Source organism: Amycolatopsis australiensis, from assembly GCF_900119165.1.
Taxonomy (GTDB): Bacteria; Actinomycetota; Actinomycetes; order Mycobacteriales; family Pseudonocardiaceae; genus Amycolatopsis; species Amycolatopsis australiensis.
Window position 1 is genome coordinate 4933293 of record NZ_FPJG01000006.1, and the last position, 25414, is coordinate 4958706.

At 73.6% G+C, this 25414-nt stretch carries 24 protein-coding genes; 13 read left to right on the plus strand and 11 right to left on the minus strand.

The window, feature by feature from the left end; translation table 11 throughout:
• Nucleotides 1-29: 29 nt before the first annotated feature.
• The 4 genes from secD (at nucleotide 30) to BT341_RS24415 (ending at nucleotide 6066) form a co-directional block, all read left to right on the plus strand.
• On the plus strand, nucleotides 30-1829 hold the full coding sequence (secD, locus tag BT341_RS24400) for a protein translocase subunit SecD (RefSeq protein ID WP_072478485.1): 1800 nt from the start codon (nucleotides 30-32) through the stop codon (nucleotides 1827-1829).
• Nucleotide 1830: 1 nt separating this feature from the next.
• A complete protein-coding gene (gene secF / locus BT341_RS24405) occupies nucleotides 1831-3060 on the plus strand; it encodes a protein translocase subunit SecF (RefSeq protein ID WP_072478486.1) in 1230 nt (409 codons plus the stop codon).
• 1 nt (nucleotide 3061) lies between these two features.
• On the plus strand, nucleotides 3062-3580 hold the full coding sequence (locus tag BT341_RS24410; protein ID WP_072478487.1) for an adenine phosphoribosyltransferase: 519 nt from the start codon (nucleotides 3062-3064) through the stop codon (nucleotides 3578-3580).
• Between the two features lie 131 nt (nucleotides 3581-3711).
• Entirely contained in the window at nucleotides 3712-6066 is a 2355-nt protein-coding gene (locus BT341_RS24415; protein ID WP_072478488.1) for a RelA/SpoT family protein, read from the plus strand.
• On the opposite strand, the gene BT341_RS24420 is transcribed toward BT341_RS24415, so the two are convergent.
• The gene (locus tag BT341_RS24420; RefSeq protein ID WP_072478489.1) at nucleotides 6042-7328 is read right to left on the minus strand and encodes an amidohydrolase family protein; all 1287 of its coding nucleotides are present in this window, start codon (nucleotides 7326-7328) and stop codon (nucleotides 6042-6044) included. The genes BT341_RS24415 and BT341_RS24420 overlap by 25 nt on opposite strands.
• A gap of 71 nt (nucleotides 7329-7399) precedes the next feature.
• Here BT341_RS24420 and BT341_RS24425 point away from each other — a divergent pair, with 71 nt between their 5' ends.
• Complete coding sequence (locus tag BT341_RS24425) at nucleotides 7400-7825, plus strand: MarR family winged helix-turn-helix transcriptional regulator (protein WP_072478490.1); 426 nt, start codon at nucleotides 7400-7402, stop codon at nucleotides 7823-7825.
• Here BT341_RS24425 and BT341_RS24430 read toward each other — a convergent pair.
• Nucleotides 7822-8223: a DUF1304 domain-containing protein gene (locus BT341_RS24430; RefSeq protein ID WP_072478491.1), complete on the minus strand. Its 402-nt coding sequence runs from the start codon at nucleotides 8221-8223 to the stop codon at nucleotides 7822-7824. The genes BT341_RS24425 and BT341_RS24430 overlap by 4 nt on opposite strands.
• Entirely contained in the window at nucleotides 8220-8633 is a 414-nt protein-coding gene (locus BT341_RS24435) for a cupin domain-containing protein (RefSeq protein WP_072478492.1), read from the minus strand. The genes BT341_RS24430 and BT341_RS24435 overlap by 4 nt, the downstream gene beginning before the upstream one ends.
• Nucleotides 8634-8720: 87 nt before the next feature.
• Between BT341_RS24435 and BT341_RS24440 the strand changes: the two genes are divergently transcribed.
• Complete coding sequence (locus tag BT341_RS24440; protein ID WP_072478493.1) at nucleotides 8721-9740, plus strand: helix-turn-helix transcriptional regulator; 1020 nt, start codon at nucleotides 8721-8723, stop codon at nucleotides 9738-9740.
• On the opposite strand, the gene BT341_RS24445 is transcribed toward BT341_RS24440, so the two are convergent.
• A complete protein-coding gene (locus tag BT341_RS24445) occupies nucleotides 9737-10570 on the minus strand; it encodes an alpha/beta fold hydrolase (protein ID WP_072478494.1) in 834 nt (277 codons plus the stop codon). The genes BT341_RS24440 and BT341_RS24445 overlap by 4 nt on opposite strands.
• A 73-nt stretch (nucleotides 10571-10643) precedes the next feature.
• On the opposite strand from BT341_RS24445, the gene BT341_RS24450 reads away from it, so the two are divergent.
• A complete protein-coding gene (locus BT341_RS24450; RefSeq protein ID WP_072478495.1) occupies nucleotides 10644-11423 on the plus strand; it encodes an enoyl-CoA hydratase-related protein in 780 nt (259 codons plus the stop codon).
• An 11-nt stretch (nucleotides 11424-11434) separates the two neighbouring features.
• On the opposite strand, the gene BT341_RS24455 is transcribed toward BT341_RS24450, so the two are convergent.
• The 4 genes from BT341_RS24455 to BT341_RS24470 form a co-directional block, all read right to left on the minus strand.
• Nucleotides 11435-11995 carry an ATP-binding protein gene (locus tag BT341_RS24455; RefSeq protein WP_072478496.1) on the minus strand — a complete coding sequence of 187 codons (561 nt, stop codon included), beginning with the start codon at nucleotides 11993-11995 and terminating at the stop codon, nucleotides 11435-11437.
• Nucleotides 11996-12060: 65 nt separating this feature from the next.
• Nucleotides 12061-12858 (minus strand): LysM peptidoglycan-binding domain-containing protein, encoded by a 798-nt coding sequence (locus BT341_RS24460; protein ID WP_072478497.1) that lies wholly within the window; start codon nucleotides 12856-12858, stop codon nucleotides 12061-12063.
• Between the two features lie 322 nt (nucleotides 12859-13180).
• The gene (locus tag BT341_RS24465; RefSeq protein WP_072478498.1) at nucleotides 13181-13963 is read right to left on the minus strand and encodes an aminotransferase class IV; all 783 of its coding nucleotides are present in this window, start codon (nucleotides 13961-13963) and stop codon (nucleotides 13181-13183) included.
• On the minus strand, nucleotides 13960-14835 hold the full coding sequence (locus BT341_RS24470) for a peptidylprolyl isomerase (RefSeq protein ID WP_072478499.1): 876 nt from the start codon (nucleotides 14833-14835) through the stop codon (nucleotides 13960-13962). Before BT341_RS24470 ends, BT341_RS24465 begins: the two co-directional genes overlap by 4 nt.
• A 147-nt stretch (nucleotides 14836-14982) precedes the next feature.
• Between BT341_RS24470 and BT341_RS24475 the strand changes: the two genes are divergently transcribed.
• Both BT341_RS24475 and BT341_RS24480 read left to right on the plus strand, forming a co-directional pair.
• Nucleotides 14983-15549 (plus strand): MBL fold metallo-hydrolase, encoded by a 567-nt coding sequence (locus BT341_RS24475; protein WP_072478500.1) that lies wholly within the window; start codon nucleotides 14983-14985, stop codon nucleotides 15547-15549.
• 2 nt (nucleotides 15550-15551) lie between these two features.
• Complete coding sequence (locus BT341_RS24480; RefSeq protein ID WP_072478501.1) at nucleotides 15552-16193, plus strand: hypothetical protein; 642 nt, start codon at nucleotides 15552-15554, stop codon at nucleotides 16191-16193.
• On the opposite strand, the gene BT341_RS24485 is transcribed toward BT341_RS24480, so the two are convergent.
• On the minus strand, nucleotides 16165-17892 hold the full coding sequence (locus tag BT341_RS24485) for a YibE/F family protein (protein WP_072478502.1): 1728 nt from the start codon (nucleotides 17890-17892) through the stop codon (nucleotides 16165-16167). The two genes, BT341_RS24480 and BT341_RS24485, sit on opposite strands and share 29 nt — an antisense overlap.
• A gap of 73 nt (nucleotides 17893-17965) precedes the next feature.
• Nucleotides 17966-18943 (minus strand): GlxA family transcriptional regulator, encoded by a 978-nt coding sequence (locus BT341_RS24490; RefSeq protein ID WP_072478503.1) that lies wholly within the window; start codon nucleotides 18941-18943, stop codon nucleotides 17966-17968.
• A gap of 98 nt (nucleotides 18944-19041) precedes the next feature.
• Here BT341_RS24490 and BT341_RS24495 point away from each other — a divergent pair, with 98 nt between their 5' ends.
• The 4 genes from BT341_RS24495 to BT341_RS24510 all read left to right on the plus strand — a co-directional run bounded on the left by BT341_RS24495 (nucleotide 19042) and on the right by BT341_RS24510 (nucleotide 24299).
• Nucleotides 19042-19746, plus strand: coding sequence for a DJ-1/PfpI family protein (locus tag BT341_RS24495; protein WP_072478504.1), 705 nt, complete (start codon nucleotides 19042-19044; stop codon nucleotides 19744-19746).
• A gap of 101 nt (nucleotides 19747-19847) precedes the next feature.
• Nucleotides 19848-23219 (plus strand): AfsR/SARP family transcriptional regulator, encoded by a 3372-nt coding sequence (locus BT341_RS24500; protein ID WP_084742989.1) that lies wholly within the window; start codon nucleotides 19848-19850, stop codon nucleotides 23217-23219.
• Between the two features lie 100 nt (nucleotides 23220-23319).
• Entirely contained in the window at nucleotides 23320-23829 is a 510-nt protein-coding gene (locus BT341_RS24505) for a hypothetical protein (RefSeq protein ID WP_143168635.1), read from the plus strand.
• A gap of 92 nt (nucleotides 23830-23921) precedes the next feature.
• Complete coding sequence (locus tag BT341_RS24510) at nucleotides 23922-24299, plus strand: SPW repeat protein (RefSeq protein WP_072478506.1); 378 nt, start codon at nucleotides 23922-23924, stop codon at nucleotides 24297-24299.
• 7 nt (nucleotides 24300-24306) lie between these two features.
• Here BT341_RS24510 and BT341_RS24515 read toward each other — a convergent pair whose 3' ends face one another.
• Nucleotides 24307-25374, minus strand: coding sequence for a DNA polymerase ligase N-terminal domain-containing protein (locus tag BT341_RS24515; RefSeq protein WP_072478507.1), 1068 nt, complete (start codon nucleotides 25372-25374; stop codon nucleotides 24307-24309).
• Nucleotides 25375-25414: the final 40 nt, after the last annotated feature.

Consider the following 25414-nt stretch of genomic DNA (forward strand, 5'->3'; position numbering starts at 1 on the left):
TCCACCCAGTCCGAGGAGACCGAAGCACCGTGGCAGCTTCAGCCGGGCATCTCCGCCCGGGACGCTATCTCGCCCTGTTCGCCCTGATCGTGGTCGTGCTGTACGCGCTGGTGTTCCTCACCGGCAACCACAAGCCGACCCCGAAGCTGGGCATCGACCTGCAGGGCGGCACCCGGGTCACCCTCACCGCCCGCACCCCCGACGGCGGCCAGCCGACCCGGGAATCCCTGAACCAGGCGCGCCAGATCATCGAAAAGCGCGTCAACGGCATCGGGGTCGGCGGCACCGAGGTCCTCCTCGACGGCAACAACGTCGTCATCACCGTCCCCGGCGAGCAGGGCGACCAGGCGAAGAACCTGGGCCGGACGGCGAAGCTCGGCTTCCGCAAGGTCGTCGCGAACGCGACGCAGCCGGTCGTGCCGCCGCAGACCACCACCCCGCCGGCCACGGGCGCGCCGACCGCGCCGACCGCGCCGTCTTCGGGGGCTCCCAGCAGCTCCGCGCCGCCGTCCGCGGGCGCCCCGACGCCGACGGCCACGAAGTCCGGCGGCGGTGGCGCGCCGGGTGCCGCGCCCGCGCAGCAGCCGAGCACCCCGCCGGCCGCGCCGAGCAGCAGCACCCCGCCGCCGGCGTCCGGCCAGGCCCCGACGCCCAGCGACGGCTCGGTGGACGCGCAGACCGCGCAGGAGATCCAGGCGGCCAAGGCGATCCGCCAGAACAAGGACCTCGTCGGTGCCGACGGCCAGCCGAACCAGGAGCTCGTCGCCAAGGCGATGGCGTCGCTGACCTGCGCGCCGAACGCCAAGGACCCCCTCGAGGGCAACGACGACCCGAAGCTGCCGCTGGTCGCCTGCGGTGACCACGACACCTACAAGTACCTGCTGGAGCCGGAGTTCCTGCCGGGCACGGAGATCTCCGACGCGACCTCGGGCTACGACCAGCAGCGCGGCCAGTGGGTGGTGAACCTCAGCTTCAAGAGCGCGGGCACCAAGATCTGGGCCGACTTCACCTCGAAGAACGTCAACCAGCAGGCGGCGTTCGTGCTCGACACGCAGGTCGTGTCCGCGCCGAACATCCAGGTGGCGATCCTCGACGGCAACACCCAGATCACCGGCAAGTTCACCCAGTCCGAGGCGAAGAACCTGGCGGACATCCTCAAGTACGGCTCGCTGCCGCTGTCGTTCGCGTCCTCGGACGCGACCACGGTGTCGGCCACCCTCGGCTTCGCGTCGCTGCAGGCCGGCCTCATCGCCGGCGGCATCGGCCTGCTGGTGGTGTTCGTCTACTGCCTGTTCTACTACCGGCTGCTCGGCGTGCTCACCATCCTGTCGCTGGCCCTGTCCGGCGCGCTGGTGTTCGCGGTGCTGGTGCTGCTCGGCCGCTGGATCGGCTACACGCTGGACCTCGCGGGCATCGCCGGCCTGATCATCGCCATCGGGATCACGGCCGACTCGTTCGTCATCTACTTCGAACGGCTCAAGGACGAGATCCGGGAGGGCCGGACGTTCCGGTCCGCGGTGCCGCGCGGCTGGGTCCGCGCCCGGCGCACCATCCTGGCCTCGGACGCGGTGAGCTTCCTGGCCGCGGCCATCCTGTACGTCATCGCGGTCGGCGACGTCCAGGGCTTCGCGTTCACCCTCGGCATGTCCACGGTGCTCGACCTGGTCGTCGTGTACCTGGTGACGCACCCGCTGGTCGCGATGGTGTCGACGTCGAAGTCGCCGTTCCTGTCCAACCCGAGGCACCTCGGCCTCGGTGCCGTGCAGCAAGTGGGTTCGCAGCGTAAGAAGTCGACCGCGGTCGGCCGCGCGAACGTGAAGGAGGCCTGACATGGCGGTCGAAGAACCGGTCACGGACGCCGAAGGCAACACCACGGTGGCGGCGAAGCCCGGCAAGCGGGAGAGCATCTTCCACCGGCTGTACGTGGGCACGGGTGCGTTCGACGTCGTCGGCAAGCGCAAGCGCTGGTACATCTTCTTCGGCGCGCTGGTGCTGGTGTGCCTCGCGTCGATGATCTTCCGCGGCTTCAACATCGGCATCGAGTTCGAGGGCGGCACGCAGATCCAGATGCCTGCCAACGGCATCCACGGCGTGATCACCGAGAACCAGGCCAAGGAATCGTTCGAGAAGGCCCTCGGGCGCCCGGCCGCGGAGACGCAGAAGGTCGGCACGGGTGCCGCCTCGACCATCCAGATCCGCACCGACACGCTGGACGCGGCCGACGTCGCGAAGGTCAAGCAGGGCCTGTTCCAGGACCTGGGCCCGAAGGGCACCAACGGCCAGCCCAGCGTCCAGGCGATCAGCGACAGCGCGGTGAGCGCGTCCTGGGGCGACGAGATCTCGCAGAAGGCGCTGATCGCGCTCGTCGTGTTCCTCGTCGCGGTCGTCATCTTCCTGGCGATCTACTTCGACCCGCGGATGGCGGCAGCGGCGCTGATCTCGCTGCTGCACGACATCCTCGTCACCGCCGGCGTGTACTCGCTGGTCGGCTTCGAGGTCACCCCGGCGACCGTGATCGGCCTGCTGACGATCCTCGGGTTCTCGCTGTACGACACGGTGGTGGTGTTCGACAAGGTCCGCGAGAACACGCGCGGCCTGCTCGGGCTGACCCGCCGCACGTACGCCGAGGCGGCGAACCTGGCGCTGAACCAGACGCTGATGCGGTCGTTCAACACGGCGTTCATCGCGCTGCTGCCGATCCTCGGCCTGCTGATCGTCGGGTACGTCCTGCTCGGCTCCGGCACGCTGCAGGACCTGGCGCTGGTGCAGCTCACCGGTACGCTCGTCGGCGTCCTGTCGTCGGTCGCGCTGGCGACGCCGCTGCTGGTCGACTTCAAGATGCGCGACCCGAAGTACCGGCAGCAGGCCGAGCGGGTCCGCCAGCGCCGCCTCAGCCAGGAGCGCAAGGCGGCCGGCGCGGAGGATTTCGACGCTTCGGACGACGACGCACTGGCGAAGGAGCTGCGCAAGGAGAAGGCGTACGCGGCCGCGGCCAGCGTCCCCGCCCGGATCCAGAAGCAGCGCCCGTCCGGCAAGCCCGCGGGCAAGCGGAAGCGCTGACGTGCAGCTGGACGACGCCCTCGGCCTGATCGCCGAGGTGCCGGACTTCCCTGAGCCCGGCGTGCTGTTCCGCGACCTGAGCCCGCTGTTCGCGGACGCGGGCGCGTTCAAGGCGGTGGCCGACGCGCTGGCGGGCACCCTCGGCCCGGGGGTCGAGGCGCTCGCCGGCGTGGAGGCCCGCGGGTTCCTCCTCGCCGCGGCCGTCGGGTACGCCCGCGGCCTCGGCGTGGTCCTGATCCGCAAGCCGGGCAAGCTGCCGCAGGTGGCGGGCCGCGTCGACTACGCCCTGGAGTACGGCACGGCGACGGTCGAGCTGCCCGCGGGCGTGGTCCGTCGCGGTCAGCGCGTCGCGATCCTGGACGACGTCCTGGCCACGGGCGGCACGGTGGCGGCGACGGCCAAGCTCCTCGAGGACGCCGGCGCCGTGGTCGACGGCGTGTCGGTGGTCCTGGAGCTGGCGGCGCTGGGCGGCCGCGAGGTGCTGGGGGACCGGAAGGTGCACGCCCTCCGCTCCTGTTAGCGGTCCGCCGCGGCTGGTGAAGCCGCTGGTCGGCGTCGTCGCATCCCCCTGAACGGGCGCACCCGGGAGGGCCGCGAGGAGCAGCGGCTACCCTGGTGTTCCGAAGGCCGCACGAGCAGCAGGAGGTGCGGGTGAGCCAGGAGCTCGACGCCGCGGTGCCCGCGAAGCAGGGCGCCCAGCAGAACGGGCAGGCGGCGGCACAGCCCGCACCGCCGAAGCCGAACGGCGCGGCGCCGAGCCCGTCCGCGACCCGGCGGGTCCGGGCGCGCCTCGCCCGGCGGATCACCGCGCAGCGCGCCGCCCCGGTCAAGCAGGTCCTCGAGCCACTGGCCGTCATCCACCGCGAGCTCCACCCGAACGCCGACCTCGGGCTGCTCCAGCGCGCCTACGACGTCGCCGAGGAGCTGCACCGCAACCAGCGGCGCAAGTCCGGTGACCCCTACATCACCCACCCGCTCGCCGTCGCGACCATCCTCGCTGAGCTGGGCATGGACACCACGACCCTGGTCGCGGCGCTGCTGCACGACACGGTCGAGGACACCGGCTACGCCGTCGAGAGCCTGAAGGCCGACTTCGGCGAGAAGGTCGCCGAACTCGTCGACGGCGTCACGAAGCTGGACAAGGTCAAGCTCGGCACGTCCGCCGAAGCCGAGACCATCCGCAAGATGGTCATCGCGATGGCGAAGGACCCGCGCGTCCTGGTCATCAAACTCGCCGACCGGCTGCACAACATGCGCACGATGCGCTTCCTGCCGCCGGAGAAGCAGGCCCGCAAGGCCCGCGAAACGCTCGAAGTGCTCGCCCCGCTGGCCCACCGCCTCGGCATGGCCACGGTCAAGTGGGAGCTGGAAGACCTCGCGTTCGCGATCCTGCAGCCGAAGAAGTACGACGAGATCGTGCGCCTGGTCGCCGACCGCGCGCCCTCGCGCGACATCTACCTGCGGTCGGTCATCACCGACCTGACCAGCAACCTCGTGTCGTCGCGGATCACCGCGAAGGTCGAGGGCCGGCCGAAGCACTACTACTCGATCCACCAGAAGATGATCGTCCGCGGCCGCGATCTCGACGACATCCACGACCTGGTCGGCGTCCGGATCCTGGTCGAGGACGTCCGCGACTGCTACGCGGCGATGGGCGTGGTGCACGCGCTGTGGCAGCCGGTGCCCGGCCGGTTCAAGGACTACATCGCGCAGCCGCGCTTCGGCGTCTACCAGTCGCTGCACACCACGGTGATCGGCCCGGACGGCAAGCCGCTCGAGGTGCAGATCCGCACCTACGAGATGCACCGCACCGCCGAGTACGGCATCGCCGCGCACTGGCGCTACAAGGAAACCAAGGGCACGCACACCGGCAACGCCATGGACGTCGACGAGATGGCGTGGATGCGCCAGCTCCTCGACTGGCAGCGCGAGGCGGCGGACCCGGGCGACTTCCTCGAGTCGCTGCGCTACGAGCTGGCCGCGCGCGAGATCTTCGTCTTCACGCCGAAGGGCGACGTCATCACGCTGCCGGTGGACTCGACGCCGGTGGACTTCGCCTACGCCGTGCACACCGAGGTCGGCCACCGCTGCATCGGCGCCCGCGTCAACGGCCGCCTGGTCGCGCTCGAACGCAAGCTGGAAAACGGCGAAGTCGTCGAGATCTTCACGTCGAAGGCGGAGAACGCCGGCCCGTCGCGCGACTGGCTGCAGTTCGCCGGTTCGCCGAAGGCGCGCGCCAAGATCCGGCAGTGGTTCGCCAAGGAGCGCCGCGACGAGGCGATCGAAGGCGGCAAGGAAGCCATCACCAAGGAGATCCGCAAGGTCGGCCTGCCGATCCAGCGGCTGGTCTCCGCGGAGTCGATGGGCGCGGTGGCCACCGAGCTGCGCCACGCGGACATCTCGTCGCTGTACGCGGCGGTCGGCGAAGGCCACACCAGCGCGAAGCACGTCGTGCAGCGGCTGGTGGCCCTGATCGGCGGGGTCGACGCGGCCGAGGAGGAGCTGGCCGAGCGCGCGACGCCGTCCACGGTCACCCGCCGCCGCGGCTCCAACGACGTCGGCGTGGTCGTCAAGGGCGCCAGCGACGTGTGGGCGAAGCTCGCCCGCTGCTGCACCCCGGTGCCGGGCGACGAGATCCTCGGGTTCGTGACCCGCGGCGGCGGTGTCTCGGTGCACCGCACGGACTGCACGAACGCCGGTGACCTGAAGTCCCAGCCCGAGCGGCTCGTCGAGGTCGAGTGGGCGCCGTCGGCGTCGTCGGTGTTCCTGGTGGCGATCCAGGTCGAGGCGCTCGACCGGCACCGGCTGCTGTCGGACGTGACCAAGGTGCTGGCCGACGAGAAGGTCAACATCCTCTCGGCCTCGGTGACGACCTCCCGCGACCGGGTCGCGGTCAGCCGGTTCTCCTTCGAGATGGGCGACCCGAAGCACCTCGGCCACGTCCTCAAGGTGGTCCGCGGCGTGGAAGGCGTCTACGACGTCTACCGCGTGACGTCGGCGTCCTGAGGCTGCCACGAGCCGTCGACGGCGACGCCGGCGGCCGCGGCGATGCGGTCACGGGACTCCAGCAGCCGGGCACGCAGCGCCGGCAGGTCGACGTCGAGGAGCCTGCCGTCCCGTTTGACCGCTTTCCCGGCGACGAAGACGCTGTCGACCAGGCCGGGGTGGCCGGCTGTCACGATCGTGCCCACGGGGTCGCCGACCGGGAACACCGAGAGGTCTTCGGCGTCGAGCAGGACGAGGTCGGCGTCCTTGCCGACGGTGAGGCTGCCGGTCCGGTCGTCGCGGCCGCAGGCCCGGGCGCCGTCGATCGTGGCGAACGCGAGGACGTCCCGCGCCGTGACGGCACGCTCCACCGCGGTCGCCGTGCGCATGGCGCCGAACATGTCGCCGCCGGCCGACAGGCAGTCGTCGACCGACAACGACGGACGGATTCCGGCGGCCAGCGCCCGGCCGGTGACGAGCGGTGCGAAGCCCATCTTCAGCTCGACGTCCGGGCTGACCGACACCGAGCTGCCCGCGTCGGCCAGCATCGCCAGCTGGTCGCCGGAAAGCCCGTTGCCGTGCACGATCGTGGTCCGCTCGTCGAGCAGGCCGCGCTCCCGCATGTCGGCGATCGGCCGGTCGCCGTGCGGCCAGCCGCCGGTGCCGTGGACGTGCGTGCTCACGCGCAGCCCGAGTTCCCGCGCCAGTGCGACGTCCGCCGCCGTCTCCTCCATTGTGGACATCACCGGTCCGCGCAGGCCCAGCGCCAGGTCGTCGTCCGGCAGCACCGCCCGCACCCGCCGGAGCTCCGGGGCGATGTCCGGGCCCGCGGCGCCGTAGCAGAAGATCGAGTGGCCGGGCGCGTCGCGCAGGGCCTGGATCGCGGCGTCGGCGTTCTCCGGGTGGTCTGCGCAGTGGAACCAGTCCAGCAGGGTCGTCACGCCGGAGCTGAGCGCTTCGAGCCGGCCGAGCAGGTTGCCCACGTACACGTCCTCGGGCCGGTAGTGGCGCCGCAGCGTGCCATGCATGGCGGCGCGGTACTGGTCGAACGTCCAGTCCGCGCCGAGGCCGCGGAACGCGGTCTGCCAGGTGTGCCGGTGGCTGTCCACGAACCCGGGCATGACGATCTTGCCCGTCGCGTCCACGACCTCGGCGCCGTTCCCGTCCACGGTCGGCGCGATCGCGGCGATCCGGCCGTTCTCGATCAGCACGTCGCCGCGGGGGAGATGGCCGACGGCCGGGTCCATGCTGACCACCATGCCGCCGCGCACGAGAGTTCTCATCGGCGTCCCTTCGTTAGTTGACGCGTCAACTCTAGGTCCGGCGGAGTTGACGCGTCAACTAAGCTGCGGGCATGAGCCCCGAAGACTGGCAGTTCTGGGACACCTGGATGCGGGCGCACCGGCTGCTCGTCGCCGAACTGGACCGGGCCCTGCAGCGCGACTGCGGCATCTCGAAGGCCGAGTTCAGCGTGCTGATGACGTTGCGGCAGCCGATGCGCGTCGGCGCGCTGGCCGACGCGCTCGGCTGGGAGAAGAGCCGCGTCTCGCACCTGCTGACGCGGATGGAGCACCGCGGCCTGGTCGAGCGGACCGAAGACGGCGCCAGTGGCCGCCGCACCGGCGTCGGCCCGACCGCCGACGGCCGGCGCACCGCGGAGCGCGCGATCCGCGCGCACGGCGGCAACATCCGCCGGCTCGTCCTCGACCGGCTGACGCCCGAGCAGGCCGCGGCCATCCGCGGCTGGAGCGAGCAGGTCGTCCGCCGTCTCGACGGCTAGAAGGCCGCCGCGACCAAGGCGGCGAGGGCGGGGACGAGCTGGGCGAGCGCGCCGCCGCGCCCGGCACCCCGTGGCCGGCTGAGCGCCAGCAGATCCGACACGCCGAGGGCGACCCCGGCCAGCGCCATGAACCCGCAGCAGTAGAGCACCAGCGCGCGTCCCGCGTCGGCGTGGCCGGTGTGCAGCAGGACCAGCCCGACGACCGGCCCGGCGGCCAGGAACAGGTTGTAGAACCCGACGTTGAACGACCACAGCCGGGTGGCGGGCAGATTCGCCGTGGGGATCCGGAAGATGCCTTCGTGCACGCCCGGCCGTTCGAACAGCAGCACCTCCCAGGCGAACGCCAGCAGGTGCACCAGCACCGCCACCGCGGCGAAGACCTGCGCGACGGCGTTCACGACGTCAGCTCGATGCCGTGCCGCCCGGCGATCTCCGGGATCCGGTCCGGGGTGGCCTGGTCCACGTCGCGGAAGAAGCGGCCCATCCCGCCGGACAGGCACACCGCCAGGAACTTCGCCGACGGCGTGTGCACGGTGAACGTGTTCGGCGTGCCCGCCGGGATGCTGATCGACGCGCCGGGGCCGAGGTCGTGCAGCTCGCCGCCGGCGTAGACGGTGATGCGGCCGTGCAGGACGTAGAAGCTCTTCGCCCAGGGATCGGCGTGCGGCGGGACCGACGGGCCGCGCGGCGCGTCGACTTCGAACACCTCGTAGGCGTCGCCGGTGTGCTCGGCGCCGACCTTGACGGTGATCATCGCGTCCTTGGAGTCGAGTTCCGGGCCTTCGCCCGGCGCGCTGAAGTGGGTCATGCCGCCGACGCTAGGAAGGGCCCGGCCGGGTGACCATCCCGGAAAAGTGGGATACCGGCCGGCCGCGGCGCGGCGCATACTGCGACCATGTGGGAGGGCCGGGCGCAGGGAGTACGGCGGGACGTCGCCGCGCTGGCGACGGCGGGCCTCGGCGTCGCCGAGCTGCACGCCGCCGCCATCGAGCTGGTCGACCGCGTGGTGCCCGCGGAGCTCACCTGCTGGGCGTCGCTGGACCCGGACACCGCGGTGATCAGCTCGATGACCAGCGGGCGGGCCCGGATCCCCGGCGAGTACGAGCCGCTGCTGGCGACCTACGAGTACGACGGCGCCCAGCCCCACACCTTCGCCGAGCTGGCCCGGCGGCCGGTGCCGGTGGCCCGGCTGTCGGACCTGCCCCGCCGCGACGTCGAGCGCAGCGGGCGGCTCACCGAGGTCTGGCGGCCGCTGGGGCTGGGCCACGAGCTGCGCGCGGTGTTCCGGGTCGACGGGACGAACTGGGGCGCGGCCGGCCTCGTGCGGCGCGGCGAGTTCAGCGACCGCGAAGTCGAGTTCCTGACGGCGGTCGCGCCGGCGCTGGCCGCGGCGACGCGGGTGGCCGCGCGCACGCGGGACACGGGGGAGCGGGCCGAGCCGGCGATCGTGGTGGTCGGCCCGGACGGCAGGCAGCGGGCGGCGACCGCGGCGGCCGCGCAGTGGCGGTCCGAACTGGACGAAGTCGCGCCCGGCCGGTTCGCGGTGCTGGTGCGCGCGGTGGTGGCGGGAGCGCGGGCCGCGGCGACGGGCTCGTTCCGCGCCCGGGTGCGCGACGCCCGCGGTGGCTGGCTGGTGCTCCAGGCCAGCCGGCTGGTGGGGGCGGAGGACGACGAGACGGTGGTGACGGTCGCCCGCGCGTCGGGAGCCGATCTGCTGGGCGTGCTGCTGGCGGCCTACGGCCTGACCGCCCGGGAACGCGACGTCTGCCGCGAGGTACTGGCCGGGCGGTCCACATCGGACATCGCGGGCCGGCTCGGGATCTCCGCGCACACGGTGCAGGACCATCTGAAGGCCGTGTTCGGCAAGGTCGACGTCCGCAGCCGCGGCGAGCTGACGGCGAAGCTGCTGTCCTAAAGGAACTTGCGCAGCAGCGCGTTGACTTCCCCGGGCCGTTCCATCGCCGGAAGGTGGCCGGTGTCGGGCAGTTCGACGAGTTCCGCCGCCGGCAACGACTCCGCCAGGTGCCGGGACAGCTCCACCAGCCCCGGTGCGTCCGCCGTGCCGATCACCACCAACGCGGGCGTCCCGATCTCGGCCAGCCGGTGCCGGGTGTCCGTGATCCGCTCCGTCCACTGTGGAGCCGTCCACTCGCGCCGGTAGACTTCCTCGCACATTTCCCGGACCAGCGCGAGCATTTCCGCGGGCAGCACGGACACGTCCCGGTCCGGACCGGCGACCAGGTAGCGGATGTTGGCCTCCGCCATGGCCCGCACGTCCGCCGGGTCGACGTCGCCTTCGCGGGCGGCGTAGCGGGCCAGGCGCTCGGCGGGGACGATCTCCGCCGTCAGCCGCGCGATGTCCCGCTGCATGTGGTCCGGCCACGTGTGCCCGGTCAGGCCCGAGCCGAGCAGCGCGAGCCGGGTGATCCGCTCCGGCGCGGCGAGGGCAGCGTCCAGCGCGCACGCCCCGCCCATCGACGCCCCGACCAGCGCGGCCCGCTCGATCCCCCGGGCATCGAGCAGGGCCAGCAGGTCCTCGTAGTGGGCGTGCTCGCCGGTGCGGCCGCCGGTCTCCCCGAAACCGCGGCGGTCGTAGCGGATCACCCGGTGCGTGGCGGCGAGCGCGGTGAACTGGGCGTCCCACATCCGGCGGTCGCCGATCGCGGAGTGCAGCAGCACGACGGCGGGCCCCTCACCCGCTTCGTCGTAGCCGAACGCCGTCCCGCCCACCTCGATCGTCGCCATGGCCCCAAGCTACCGCCGCGAACGCGTCACAGACGCGGGGTTTCGCTGAGGGCGAGCGGCTAGGGTGCCGGGCATGACCGACGGATTCGACCTGACGCGCGACGGCGAGGTCGCGCGCCTGACGTTCACGCGGCCGGCGAAGATGAACGCCATCACCTACGGCATGTGGGCGGCGATCCCGGACGTCGTCGCCGAGGTGGAGGCCGATCCGGCGCTCAAGGTGCTGCTGCTCACCGGCGAGGGCGAGCACTTCTCGGCGGGCGCGGACATCAGCGAGTTCCGGGACCTGCGGACGACCGCCGAAGGGGCGGCGAGCTACGACAAGGCGGTCGAGGGCGCGGTGGCGGCGCTGACCGCGATGCGCAAGCCGTCGGTGGCGATGATCCGGGGCAACTGCATCGGCGGCGGCTGCCAGGTGTCGGTGGCGTGCGACTTCCGGTTCGCGGCCGAGGGTTCCCGCTTCGGCATCACCCCGGCGAAGCTCGGCATCGTCTACCACTTCGACTCGACGCGCCAGCTGGTGTCCCTGGTCGGCCCGGCGCACGCGAAGTACTTCCTGCTGTCCGGCGAGCTGATCACGGCGGCCCGGGCACGCGAGATCGGACTGCTCAACGACGTCTTCCCGGCCGCCGAGCTGGAAGCGTCGACGCGGGCGTTCGCGGCCACGCTGTGCGTCCGCTCGCAGGCTTCGATCCGCGGGATGAACCGGATCATCGAGAAGATCGTCGCGGGGCAGGAGACGCCGGACGCGGAGGTCGAGCAGATCCGGTCCGACGCCCTGCACGGAGTGGACTACGCGGAGGGCGTCGCCGCCTTCCTCGAGCGCCGCCCGCCGCGGTTCGCCTACCGCTGATCCGGGCCCGCTCAGGCGTCGAGGTAGGGGCGGAAGTGGTCGGCGACCACGTCGGTGACGGCGGCCGGGCCGAGCTTGCCGTCGACCTCGATGACGCGGATGCCGAGCTCCCGCGCCGAGCGCACGGCCTGCGCGGCGAGCATCCGGTCGCGGGTCAGCCGGGTCCGCTGGCGCGGGATCGCGGGCTCGTCCGCCCGGTGCCGCAGCTGGTGCTGGCGGAACAGCTCGGTCGGGACCAGCACGACCATCCGGCTCGGCGAGTCCACGAGCGGCGCGACCAGCTCCGGCCGCAGCCCGCGGCCCTCGGCGACGATGGGCCGCGGTGACGTCAGCGCGCGCAGGTCGTCCAGCGCCCACTCGAACCGCTGCCGGAACTCGGCGAGCACGGCGGTCAGCTGGTCGCCTGCCGGGACGTCGTCGGGCGGGCTCGCGGGCCGGATCCGGTCGTCGTGGTGGTAGGTCGTGAGCCCGTGGCGCGCGGCCAGCAGCCGGGCGACGGTCGACTTGCCGCTCCACGGCGCGCCGCCGATCCACAGCGCCTTCCGCAGGGTCCCGAACGGATCCGAGGTCATCTTCCGACTATCGCGGCACCGGCGGGCCGAAGGCCAGTGTTCGGGCGCCGGTTGATCCGTTCAGCTCAGGGCCGCTCGCCCTCGTCCTCGGCGACGAGCACGGTGGAGCCGCCGGCGCAGCCCGGCCGGCCGCCGACCCGGAAGTGGAACCGCGAGCCCGGCCGGACGGCGGCGATCACCTGCGTGTCGGCCGTGTCGAGCACGATGATCGCGTGCTCGGCGGTGATCGGCTCAGGGCGCGGGATCTCCGGGGGCACGACCGGGATGGGCAGCGTGCCGCTGACCGAGCCGGAGCCGTCGTCGTGCTCGTTCTCGCCGGCGGCAGGCTCGAACGGCGGCGGCGGGACCAGCCGCGGGCGGCGGCGCCACCAGAGGCCGGCGAGCAGGCCGGTCAGCAGGCCACCGGTGCCGCTGACGGCGGAAGCGAGCCCGGCGCCGAGCCCGGAGGACTCCGGTGCCGCGGCGGGTTTCGCCGGTTGCGCGACCGGCGGGGCCGTCGGCAGCGGCCCGAACCGCACGCCGGGGTCGCGGGCGTCGTCGGGCAGCTGCAGGACCTGGCCGGGCTCGATCGCGGTGGGATCGGTGAACGGCGTGCCGTCCGGACGCGCCCGGCCCTGGTTGAGCCGGAAGATCTCGGGGAAGCGGCGGCCGTCGCCGAGAGCGCGTTCGGCGATCTTGAAGAGCGTGATGTCGTCGGGGTTGCCGGCGTGCGGGACGATGTAGTACTTCACCGGCGGCGGAGGCGGCGCGCTCTGCGCGAGCGCGGGCCCACCGGCGAACACGGCGAAGAGGATGCCGGCGGCACCGGCCTGCCCGGCCCGCCCGAGGACGCGGCGCACCGCGGGAACCCGGTTTTCGCCCATGGCCGCCCACCTCTCCCCGGCGACCCCGGCGGGTCTCCGGTGTTGCCCGGGTACACGGGGGCGGAGCGGGCGAGGTTCAGATCTCGCCGCAGGGCACGGTGCGCGGTGGTTTGCGGGCGAAGTTCGGGTCTTGCCGGACGCGACCGCGATCGGCGGCTTGCGGGCCGGGTTCGGACCTTGCCGGACGGCACGGTGCGCGGTGGTTTGCGGGCGAAGTTCGGACCTTGCCGGACGCGACCGCGAGCGGCGGATTGCCCGGGGTGCGAGATCGAGCGCGCGACTCGCGCGGCCGGCTGCACCCGCGGGCATCAGAGGCCGCAGATCAGATCTCGTCCCAGGGCACCGTCTCGTACGCCTCCGCCAGCAGCTTCACCGCGCGGTCCGCCGGTGGCAGCACCAGGTCGTCGACCGCGGCGACCGGACGGCCCGGGGTCTCCGAGTTCGTCAGGAACATCGCGTCGAACTCGCGGAGGTCCGCCGGCCGGACCGGGCGCGTCTGCTGCGGGACGCCGAGCCGGCGCAGGGCTTCCTTCTGCACCAGCATCGTGATGCCCGGCAGCACCGCGGCTTCCGGCCACACGATCGTGTCGCCCGCCAGGAACCCCGCGTTCCAGATCGACGCCTCGCTGATCCGGCCTCCGGCGTCGACGAACAGCGCGTCGTCGAAGCCGGCCAGCCGGGCCTGGCGGCTCTGGTGGATCAGGCCGAACGTGCCGAGGTGCTTCACCTGCGGCAGTTCCCGCTGGTAGCGCACGGTCCGCAGGCGCAGCGGCGCCGGGTCGGGCGGGCGCGGCGGGTGCGTGCGGACCAGGATCTCCGGGGTCATCGGCTCGTCGAACGACCGCGTGACGACCACGACCCGCACCGACAGCGCCGGCTCGTCCGCGATCGCCTTCCGGACGTACGACCGCACCCGGTCCGGGTCGAGGTCGGTGCCGAACAGCAGCCGGGTGCTCGTGGCGAGCCGTTCGAGGTGGTACGCGAGCCCGCGGACCCGCCCGTCCCGGACCTGCATCGCGGTGAAATGGCCGTAGGCGGTCATTCCCGCGACGAAGGCACCCGGGCCGAGCGGCTCCCCGTTCAGCTCGACGCGCGCCGCCGTCACTGGACGGTGACGCCGGTGAACTTCACCTGCTTCGTCGGTGCCCCGGTGCCGTCCTGCGGGTTCGGGTTCGCGATGCCCGCCTTGGCGACCGCGTCGAGCACCTTCAGGCCCTCGTCGCTGATGCTGCCGAACACCGAGTAGTCCGCCGGCAGGCCGTCGGCGTTGCCGTAGACCATGAAGAACTGGCTGCCGCCGGAGTTCGGGGCCTGCGTCTTGGCCATCGCCAGGATGCCGCGGCCGTACTTGATCTCCGGGAACGCCTCGTCCGGCATCGTGTAGCCGGGGCCGCCCTGGCCGTCGGTCGTCGGGTCGCCGGTGGCCGTCGGGTCACCGCACTGCAGCATCTGCAGGCCCTCGGTGCCCAGCCGGTGGCACATCGTGTCGTTGTAGAAGTTCTGCTTGGCCAGGCTGACGAAACTCTGCACCGCGCACGGCGCGAGCGACCGGTCGAGCGTCAGGGGGATGTCGCCCGCGGTGCTCTTGAGCGTCACGTTCACCGTGCCGGTCGACGGGACGTTCTTGCCGTCGGGCAGGTTCACCTTCTTCGGCGCCTTGCCCGTCGTGTCGGCCTTGAAGTCGCACGTCGTCGGGTTCGGCAGCGGCGTCGACCGCTTCGGCAGCGGCGTCCGCTGCGTCGGGATCTGGAGGTCCGTCGGCGGCGGGGCGGCCGAGGACGACGACGCCGCCGTGTCGGTGCCGTTGCCGCTGTTGGCGCTCACGATCCACACCACAACGCCGGCGACGACGAGGACGGCCACACCGACCACACCAGCGCCGATCCTCCGGCGTCGCTTCTGCTGCTCCAATCGGCGCTCGAGCTGCCGCTCGAGCTTGCGCTTCGCAGCTTCGCGGCGCTGCTGGTTGGTCGCCACCCCGTACCCTCCAGGTTTCCGCTCGTGTCACACGTCTGAGGTAGCGGCAGTGTATGGGCACAGCCTGTGAGGACCATGTACAGGGCCCGCTAGTCTCAACCCGATCGTGATCGGCGCCATCCGGCGCGGATGTCCGGGAGGCGTTCGGTGCTCGTCGTCGGGTTCGGCTGCGGCCCGCTGCAGGCCAACTGCTACCTGCTGGCGGAGGCCGCCGGCGGGCCGTGCGTGGTCGTGGACCCGGGGCAGGAGGTGGCCGGTCCGCTGGCCGCCGCGCTGGCCGGGCACCGGCTCGTCCCGGCGGCCCTCCTCGCCACCCACGGCCACCCGGACCACGTCGCTTCGGCCGCGGCGCTGTCGGCCGAACACGGCGTCCCCCTGCACCTGCACCCGGCCGACGCGCCGCTGTACGACGGCGACAGCGTCCCGCTCGAACCAGGCACCTTCGCCGGCCTGGACGTCGGCGTCCGGCACGCGCCGGGGCACACACCGGGGTCGGTGGTGCTGGACCTGGAGACGGCCGAGGGCGGCAGGCTCGCCCTGACCGGCGACACGCTGTTCGCGGGCTCGGTCGGGCGCGGCGACGTCACGGAGTCGCTGCGCCGCCTGCTGGCGAGCCTCCCGGACGACACGGTGGTGCTGCCGGGACACGGCCCGGCGACGACGATCGGCCGGGAACGCGCGGGCAACCCGTTCCTCGCCGGAACGGGGGCGTGAGCATGGCCGGAGAGACGACCGAGCGGCTGGCGCTGTTCGAGGAGGACCCGCGCGGACGGCGGCGGCGCGGGATCTCGGGCCTGATCGGCGTGGTGATCGTCGCCGCGGCGTTCGGCGGGATCGCCGGCCTGATCGGCGGCACCGTTGCCGGCCTGGTCGTCGCCGTGGCCGTCGCGGCGCCGCTGCTGTACGTCATGGCGGTCAGCATCCGGCGGCGCGTCTGGCTGGAGGGCTCGACGCTGATCGTCCGCACCTGGGGGCTGCGCCGCGTCGACCTGGTCGCCGCGACGCGGCTCGACCTCGTGATCGGCGACGTCCGCGGCAACCGGACGGTGAGCCTGCTCGTCAACGCCGGGCAGCGCGGCAAGGTCGCGAAAGTCGACCTCGCGGTGTTCTCCGGCACCGGCGGCCGCGAGCTGGGCGTCCTGCAGCTGCGGAAGCTGGCGAACGCGCTGATGAACAACGTCGAGGCGAACGGCCTGGTGTTCGGCGAGCTGCTCGTCGCCGAACTGAAGGCCGAGGCCCGGGGCGCCGCGGTGGCGGAACGCCCGCTCTACCGGCTGGCTTCGGTGGCGCCGTCGGGCAAGTACGTCCAGCGGTTCACGATGGAAGCCGTCAGCCGGTTCGTGGCAACGCTGGACTGAGCTGCGCGGCCGGCTCCCGGGACGCGATCAGCGCGGCCAGGATCGTCGTCACCGGGACGGCCGCGACGATGCCGACGCTGCCGGCGAGCGTGCGGACGATCTCCTGGGCGATCTCCTCGCTGCCGAGCAGCGAACCGAGCCCGACGCCGGAGATCGACGAGTACAGCAGCACCGGCAGCGCGGCACCGGCGTAGGCCATCACGAGCGTGTTGACCGCCGAACCGACGTGGTCGCGGCCGATCCGCAGGCCGGAGCGGTACAGCTCGCGCCAGCTCAGGTCCGGGTTGGCGCGCCGCAGCTCCCACACCGCGCTGGTCTGGGTGACGGTGACGTCGTCGAGCACGCCGAGCGCGCCGATCACGACCCCGGCCAGCAGCAGGCCGCGCGAGTCGATGCCGTGGCCCAGCGAGCCGATCAGGGTGGACGTGCTGTCGTCGAGGCCGGTCAGCGAAGCCGCGGCGGAGAAGATGGCCGACAGGACGCCGATGAGGGCGAGACTGACGAGCGTGCCGAGGACGGCCGCGGACGTTCTCGCGGACAGCCCGTGGGTCAGGTACAGCGCGATGAACATGATCGCCCCCGACCCGGCGATCGCCACGACCAGCGGGTTCTCCCCGGCGAGGATGGCCGGGAGGATGAACAGCGCGATCACGACGAAGGACAGCCCGAGCGCGACGAGCGCGGCGACGCCCTGCCAGCGCCCGAGCACGAGCACGGCGACGGCGAACAGCGCGGCGAGCACGAGCAGCGGGGTGCCGCGCTGAAAGTCGACGAGCTGGAAGCTGGCCGGGTCGGCGGCGTTCCCGCCGTTGTAGGACAGCACGACGGCGTCCCCGGCGGCGAACCGCGGCGTGCTGGGCTCGATCGGGACGGTCAGCTTGAGCGCCTTCCCGCTCGCCGGCCCGTCGGTCATGGTGAGGTCGACGGTCAGGCACGGCTTGGCGTTCGGGTCGGCCTGGTCGCCGACCTGCACCTGGCCCTGGGCGAGGCAGGGACCGGTGGCGGTGGCCGAGATGTCGGCGGCGACGGGCGTGCCCTGCGGCACGACGCTCTTCGGGTCCGGCTTGCCCCAGGGGTAGAGGACGATCATGCCGACGACGGTGGCGAGCGCCAGCGGGGCGAGCAGCCAGATCAGGAGCAGCTTGACCCGCCGTGACGCCGGGGCGGCGGGGCCGTGACCGTGGCCGTGCCCGTGGCCGGTTTCGGCGGGTTTCCGGGCCGCGCGGGCGGGTTCTGCCGTCGGGGTACTCGCCGGGACGCGCTGTGGTCCGGTGTCGCCGCGCCTTGCGCCGCGCTGCGGCCCGGTGTCGGCTCGCCTCGCGGCGCGTTGGGGTCCGGTGTCGGTGCGGCTGCGTTCGGCCGGGGTGCGGTGGGTGCCGGTGTCGCCGGGGTGGCCGGTTGCCGGCGTGCGTTGGGGTCCGGTGTCGGTGCGGCCGCGTTCGGCGGAGGTGTGGGTGTCGGCGGGTTGGCCGATGACCGGCGTGCGCTGGGAACCGGTGTCGGTGCGGCCGCGCTCCGGCGGGACCCGCTGGGCGCCGGTGTCGGTGCGGCGGCGCCCGGCGTCCGCCGGCTGCCTGCGGGCGGGTTTCCGGGGCGTACCCGGCGTTCCGGACCTTCCGCCGCCTGCCGAAGGGGACACCTCGTCCGTGATCCGGCGAATCGGGCCGGTGGGGTCGTCGTCCAGGTCGGGGCGGTCCACGCGCACATCCTGACAGCGGGTTCCGCCCGGCCGCGCGAGGGGCCGGTGGCGGCCCGGTTCGTCCGGATGCGGGTCAGCCGTGGGCCTGCCGGACGTGGACCCGCCGGTACGCCGACGGCGGCGTGTCGAAGTGGTCGAGGAACGCCTGCCGCAGCGTCTCCGTCGAGCCGAAGCCGCAGCGGCGGGCGATCGTCGCCAGCGGGAGGTCCGTGCCCGACAGCAGGCGCGCCGCGTGCTCGGTGCGGACCGTCCGGACGTACCGGCCCGGTGTCGTGCCCAGGTGCGCGTCGAACAGGCGGGTCAGCTGGCGCGTGCTGAGGCCCGCGCGGGCCGCCAGCGCCGGCGTGCCCAGGTCCGCGTCGAGGTGCTCGGCGATGTACGCGGTCAGGTCCCGGACCTCGCGGTGCTCCGGCGGCGGGCCGGCCAGGAACAGGCTGACCTGCGCCTGGTTGCCGGGCCGCTGCAGGTAGGTGACCAGCGCCCGGGCCGCCTCGCGGGCCAGGGACGGGCCGTGGTCGGCCTCCACCAGCGACAGCGTCAGGTCGAGCCCGCTCGTCACGCCCGCCGCCGTGTAGACGTTGCCGTGCCGGACGTACAGCGGCACCGGGTCCACCGTCACCGCCGGGTAGTCGCGGGCCAGCCGGGCCGCGTACCGCCAGTGCGTCGTCGCCCGGCGCCCGTTGAGCAGCCCGGCCGCGGCCAGCACCTCGGCGCCGGTGCACACCGACGCGATCCGGCGGCTGCTGCGGGCGAGCCGCCGGACGTGGCCCAGGACGCGCTCGTCGGCCGCGGCGGCCGTGCTTCCCCAGCCGCCCGCCACGACGAGCGTGTCGAGATCCCCGGCGACCTGGTCGAGCCGCAGGTGCGGCTGCAGGGTGAGCCCGGAGCCGGTGCGGATGCCGTGGCCGTCGACCGACGCCAGCTGCAGCTCGTACGGCGGCCGCGCGCCGAGCCGGTTGGCGGCGTCGAACACGTCGGCGGGGCAGGCGATGTCCAGCAGCTCGGCGTCGGCGTAACCGACGATCGCGACCCGTCTGGGTGACCCTGGCATGATCGAACGCTAGCAGCCGGACCGGCAGTCGGACGCGGTTCGCAGGATTTCGGACATCCGCGTCCTCCGCGGCGGCGGGCGTCGCCAGGGTGAGGGTCATGACCGCTGAGCAGAAGACCCTCGCCTTCGTCGTCTACCCGGGCTTGACGCCGCTCGACCTCGTCGGGCCGCTGCAGGTCCTGAGCGCCCTCGCCCAGATGGACCGGAGTTACCGGACCGTCGTCGTCGGCGCCACGAAGGACACCGTCGGTACCGACACGCCGTTGCGCGTCGCGCCGAGCCACACGTTCGACGAGGTGCCGTCGCCGTTCGCGGTGCTGGTGCCCGGCGGGACCGCGCCGACGCTGCACGCGATGTCGGACGAGCGCCTCCTCGCCTGGCTGCGTGCCGCCGCCGGGGGCGCCGAGCTGGTGACGTCGGTCTGCACCGGCTCGCTGATCCTCGGCGCGGCGGGACTGCTCGAAGGCAGGCAGGCGACGACGCACTGGATGTTCCGGGACCTGCTGACCGGGCTGGGCGCGACGCCCGTCGCCCGGCGCTGGGTGGAAGACGGCCCGGTGATCACCGCCGCCGGCGTCTCGGCCGGGATCGACCTGGCGCTGCACCTGGTGGAACGGCTCGCCGGCAGGCAGGTCGCGACGAACATCCAGTTCGCGATCGAGTACGACCCGCAGCCGCCGCAGGGCGGCCTGGACTGGGCGAACCAGCCGTACGGCGACCTCAAGCCGCTGCGGGAGCACACGCTGCGCGAGGCGCTGGCCGCGAACCCGGAGCTGCTGGGCAGGCTGCTCGCGCACACCTGAACCAACGTCGTCGTCCATCCGGGTGATCGAGGGAAATGCCAGGCGCCGGACGGCTAGATTCAGCTCGCTCGATCAGGTGATCTCGCGGGTGGGGTGTAGCCGTGCGGTTCCAGGTCCTCGGCCCGTTGACGGCCTCCGTCCCGCTGCCGTCGGCGGCCCAGCCGCGGCGGCTGCTCGCCGTCCTGCTCGCCCGCGCCGGCCAGTTCGTCGGGCGGAACACGCTGGTCGACGAACTGTGGCCGGACGGCGCGCCGTCGAGCGCCGCGGCGATCGTCCAGGTGACGGTGTCGAAGCTGCGCAAGACGCTCTCGCCCGGCCTCGGGGCGGCCGAGGCCGGGCAGCGCCTGCGCTCCGGGCCGCGTGGCTACGCGCTGGCCGTCGAGCAGGGGGAGCTGGACGCGGACGACTTCCTGACGCTGCTGTCGTCCGGCGCCGACGACCGGGCGCAGCGCCGGCGCGCGCTCGAACGGGCGTTGGCGTGCTGGCGGGGTGACGCGTTCGCCGACGTCGCGGGCGGGCCGCTGCTGGAGGCGCACAAGCTGTGGCTGGAGGACCGGCGCTCGGCGGCGCTGCTGCAGCTGGTCGAGCTGGAACTGGCCGACGGGGACGGCCGGGCGGTGGTCGAGCGGCTGGACCCGGTCGTCGCGGCCCGGCCGGCCGACGAGCGCTTCGCCGCCCGGCTCGCGTCCGCGCTCGGCGCCGTCGGCCACCGCGAGTCGGCGCTGGAGGTGCTGCGCCGGACGCGCCGGGCGCTGTGGGAGGAGGCCGGTGTGTGGCCGGGCGAAGACCTGCTCGCGGTGTACCGCCGGATCGCCGGCACCGAGTGGACGACGCCGGGACCGCCCGCCCAGCTCCCGCCGGCCGTCCCCGACTTCACCGGCCGCGCGGCCGAGCTGGCCGACGTCGGCCGCGCGCTGCGTGGCCCGGCGCCGGTGGTGCTGCACGGGGCCGCCGGGGCCGGGAAGTCGGCGCTGGCCGTCCAGGCGGCCTGGCGGGCCCGCCGCCGGTTCCCCGACGGCCAGCTGAGCGCGTCCCTGCGCGGCCCCGACGGCACCCCGGCCGACCCGGCGACCGTGCTGACGGGGTTCCTGCGGCTGCTCGGCGCGACGCCGGCGGAGCTGGCGGACCGCGCCGGCCTGACCGGGCTATGGCACAGCTACACCGCGGACCGGAGGCTGCTGGTGCTGCTGGAGGACGCGACGGCCGAGGCGCAGGTGCGGGCACTGCTGCCGAGCGGGCCGGGCTGCGCCACGCTCGTGACGACGCGCCGCGAGCTGCCCGGCCTCTGCGGCGGGCGGCCCGTCCCGGTGCGCGGACTGTCCACAGAGGACGCCTGGGCGCTGCTGGCGGCGATCGTGGGGGAGCGGCGGCTGCGCGCGGAACCCGAAGCGACACAACGGTTGCTCGGGCACTGCGCAGGGTTGGCGCTGGCGGTCCGCATCGTGGGTGCGAAGCTGGCGGCGCGCCCGCACCAGCGAGTGGCCGAACTGGCGGCGCGCCTGGCCGACGACCGCCGCCGCCTCGACGAGCTGGCGACGGGAGACCTGGCGGTCCGGACGGCGGTGACATCGGCACTGCGCGAGCGCCCGGCGGCGGACCGCCGGCTGCTGCGGCTGCTGGCGGCGTTCGCGGGCCCGATCCCGGACTGGAGCGCGGCGGCCCTGCTGGACTGTTCGGTGGCGGAGGCGCGCGACCGCCTGGAGGCGTTGGCGGCGGCGCACGTGCTGGAGCCGCTCGGGGCCGCCGACCGGCCGGACGGGCACCTGCCTGACGCGGCGGGAGAAGATGCGGCGGGTCGGCCGGGCACGGCCATCGACCGGCCGGACCGGCGCGGGGAAGCTGCTCGCGCTCGGCGCGCCGCTGCCGCCGACGCGCCGGGCGGGTGGGGAGAAGCTGCCGCCGACCGGCCGGATGGGCGCGGGGAAGCTGCGCGCGCTCGGCGCGCCGCTGCCGCCGACTGGCCGGGCGGGTGGGGAGAAGCTGCCGCCGACCGGCCGGACCGGCGCGGGGAAAGCACTCCCGACCGGCTCGGCGGCCGCGCGCAGCCGCGCGGCGCGGCCCAAGGGAATCCTTGCGGCCACCCGCGATTCGCCGCCGAGCAGGCCGACCGGGCCGGGGGAGAGCCCGCCGACCGGATCGAGCGCACCGACCCGGCGAGCACCCGCTGGCTGGTGCCCCCGTTCGTGCGGCTCGTGCTGGCCGAAAGCCCGGAACCCGACGCCGTCGCGCTTCGGCGGGCCTGCGAGACCGCCCTCGTCCTCGCCGAACACGCGCGGGGCCGCACCCTCTCGCACCTCGCGAAACCCGACCCCGCCGTGCTGCGGCGGGTCTCCGCCGACCCTCTCGCCTGGGCCGCCGAGGAGACCGGGCATCTCGCCGCCGCCGTGCGGGTTGCCGGTGCGCGTGGGTGGCACGAGCTGACCGAACCTCTCGCCGATGCCTGTACCGCGCTGGCCGGCACGCCGTGGCTCGGGCACGCCGCCCGGGCCGTCTCCGTGCTCGGGCTCGCCGCGGCTCGGCGGCGGCGGGATCCGCGTGCCGAAGCCGAGAAGCTCTACAACCTCGGGTCCGTGCACTGGCAGCACGGCCACGCGCGGCAGGCGCGCAACTACTTCGTCATGGCCGAGAACCGCTTCCGGCTGCTGGACGACCCGCAGGGCACCGGGGCCGTGCTGGCCGCGCTCGCCGACGTCCACCTCGACGGCGGGGATCCGCGTGCCGCCGAGGCCGAGCTGCGGGAGGCCCTCGACCTGCTCCGCGACTGCGGGGACCGCCGGGGGCAGGCGGCCGCCGCCGCTCAGCTGGGCTCCCTTGCCGAGGACGTCGGTGACGTGCGGCGCGCCGTCGAAAGCTTCGAGGTCAGCATGCTGCTCGCCGGCGAATGCGACGACGGCCGCCGGCACGACCAGGCCGCCAAGCGCTACGCCGACGTCCTGCGCCGGCACGGCGGCTGCGACCAGGCCGCCGACCTGCTGACCGGTGCGCTCGGGGGCGCCGTCCGCACCCGGGAACGGCACTGGGAGGCGCACGTCCTGCGCAGCCTCGGCGACCTGCACACCGAAGCCGGCGAGCTCGGCGACGGCGAACGCTGCCTGACGCGGTCGCTGAGGCTGTTCGAGCGGATCGGGCACCGGCACGCCGCCGCCTACACCCACCGCAGCCTCGCCGAGGCCCGCCGCCGCGCGGGCGACCCCGCCGGCGCGCGATGGCACCTGCGGGTCGCCATGGGCGTGTTCCGGGAGCTCGGCGACCGCCGCGGCGCCGGGTACGCCCTGCTCAGCCTCGGCCGCACGCAAGCGGACGAGGGCGCCGGAGCCGAGGCCGAGCGGCTGCTGCGGACGTCGGCCGACCTCTTCCGCGAGCTGGGGTTCCCGCTGTGGGAGCTGCGCGCGCTGCGGGAGCTCAACGCGGTCAGCAGCCAGTGCCCGGCGCGGGACCGGACTCGTGAAGTCTTGACGAAGATCAAGACCTGACCCGCCGTCACCGCCGTCGGCGGCCGGCGTGTTTGGCGAAGTTATGGCCGTCCCGTTTTGGCTGCCGCCGTTCGATCGTCGCATGGGCAGGAGGCAACGAATGCGGGGACAACGGATGCTCGCGCAGATGGCCGTGGGTCTGACGGCATCGGCCGCGACGGTGGTGTTCGCGACCATCGGCACCGCGTCGGCGAGCGTCGAGGTCACCAAGCTGACCCAGTCGCAGGCCGCGTCGCAGCTGTCGGCCGCCGGCGTCACGCACTCGTCGAGCGGCGGCTGCACGGACCGCTACAACTCGACGTGCACGTCCTACGAGCAGATCAACCAGAGCACGGTCAGCGGCGTGATCACGCTCAAGCGGGCCAGCGGCTGCGCGATCAACATCACCGGCGGCACCGAGACCGGGCACGCGTCCGGCACCTACAGCCACTGGAACGGCTACAAGGTCGACATCTCGCACAACAGCTGCATCGACGCCTACATCAAGAACAACTTCGGCTACCTCGGCCTGCGCGGCGACGGCTACCCGCAGTGGAAGGCCGCGTCCGGCAACCTCTACTGCGACGAAGGCAGCCATTGGGACATCACCTACTACACCTGCGGCTGCTGAGTGCGGCGGGGCCTGCCCGTTCCGAGGGCTGCGGGCAGGCCCCGGTTACCGCCCGCGACCGCCGGGTACCCCTCCGGGTGGAGGTGAGGAGCATGACTTCGCACAGCACCCGGGCCGGCGGGCAGCGCACCGCCGTGATCGGCGTGGCCGCGGGCCTCGTCCTGCTCGCCGGTCTCTACCTCGTGCTCGCCCCCTGGGTCGCCGGCTTCGGCGGGGCGGGCGTGCTCGCATTGAGCAACACGCTCGTCGGCCTGGTCCTGGTCGCGCTGGCCATCGCCCGGACCGCCACGCGGCGGCTGCGCGTGCTCGGCTGGGTCGTCCCGGTCCTGGGCGTGTGGGCCGCGGTTTCGCCGTGGCTGCTGCGCCACACCTGGGGGACGCAGCCGTCGACGGCCGCGCTCGTCGGGAACGTGGTGGCCGGCGCGGTGGTCGCCGTCGCCGGCGCCGCCACGCTCGCCCGCGGCGACTGAGCGGGCCTCAGACCGGGATCTCCAGCCAGTCCCCGGCCGCGTCGCCGGGGTGGTACGCGCTGTCGGCACGCTTCGCGTAGATCCCGCGGAGGCCGTGTTGCCGCGCCGCGGCGAGGACGGCCTCGCCGTTGCCCCGGAAGTACTGCGGTGCCTGCCATCCGCCCGTCAGGCCGAGACCGGCCAGCAGGGCGCGCCGCTCGACGTACGGCAACGCCACCGTCGAACGGCCTTCGTGGTGGAGCACGTCGTAGGCGAAGAAGAACGCCGGGCAGTGCTTCGTCATCCGCTTGGCGGCGTTGCCGTCCGCCCGGCCGCGCTCCTCGAGCCCGGCCGGATCGGGACGGCCTTCGCGGATCACCACCACTTCGCCGTCCAGCAGCACTTCCGTCGAGCCGAGGGCCTCGCCGAGCTTGTGCAGCTCCGGGTAGCGGCCGGTGACGTCGGCGCCGGTGCCGTCGTGCGCGGTGACGCGGCCGCCGGAGACGCAGAGCATCGTTCGCGCGCCGCCCCAGGCGAATTCGTAGGCCCAGGCGTCGTCGTCGGCGGGCAGCTCGCCCGGCGTGGCCGTCATCGGCTCGAGGAACTCGGGGGAGTCCTCGTGGCCGTCGTCGGCCGGGTCGAGGCGGCGCAGCATCCAGTCGTTCTCGTCGTCCGGGTTGTGCCGGTTGAGGAAGAGGTACTTGCCCCGCGCCCGCGCGCCGTGGAAGACGACTTCGACCTTGTGGTCGTTCCAGTGCAGCGTCTCGTACTTCCCGGTGTCCCACACCGTCATCCGGCCACCGCCGTACTCGCCCGCCGGGATCTCGCCCTCGAACGTGAGGTACTCCATTGGGTGGTCCTCGGTGTGCACCGCGAGCCGGTTCACCCCCGGCGCGCGCGGCAGGCCCCTCGGCACGGCCCACGACACGAGCACGCCGTCGCGCTCCAGCCGGAAGTCCCAGTGCAGCCGGCTGGCGTGGTGCTCCTGGATGACGAACAGGTCGTTGTCCCCGGGCGTCGGCGGGCCATCCGGCCACGGTTCGGACGTGCGGTCGCGGCTGCGCTTGCCGCGGTACGCCTCGAGCTTGTCGGCCATGACCGCCCCGGTCCCCCTTCCGCTCGGGAGCGTCCAGGGT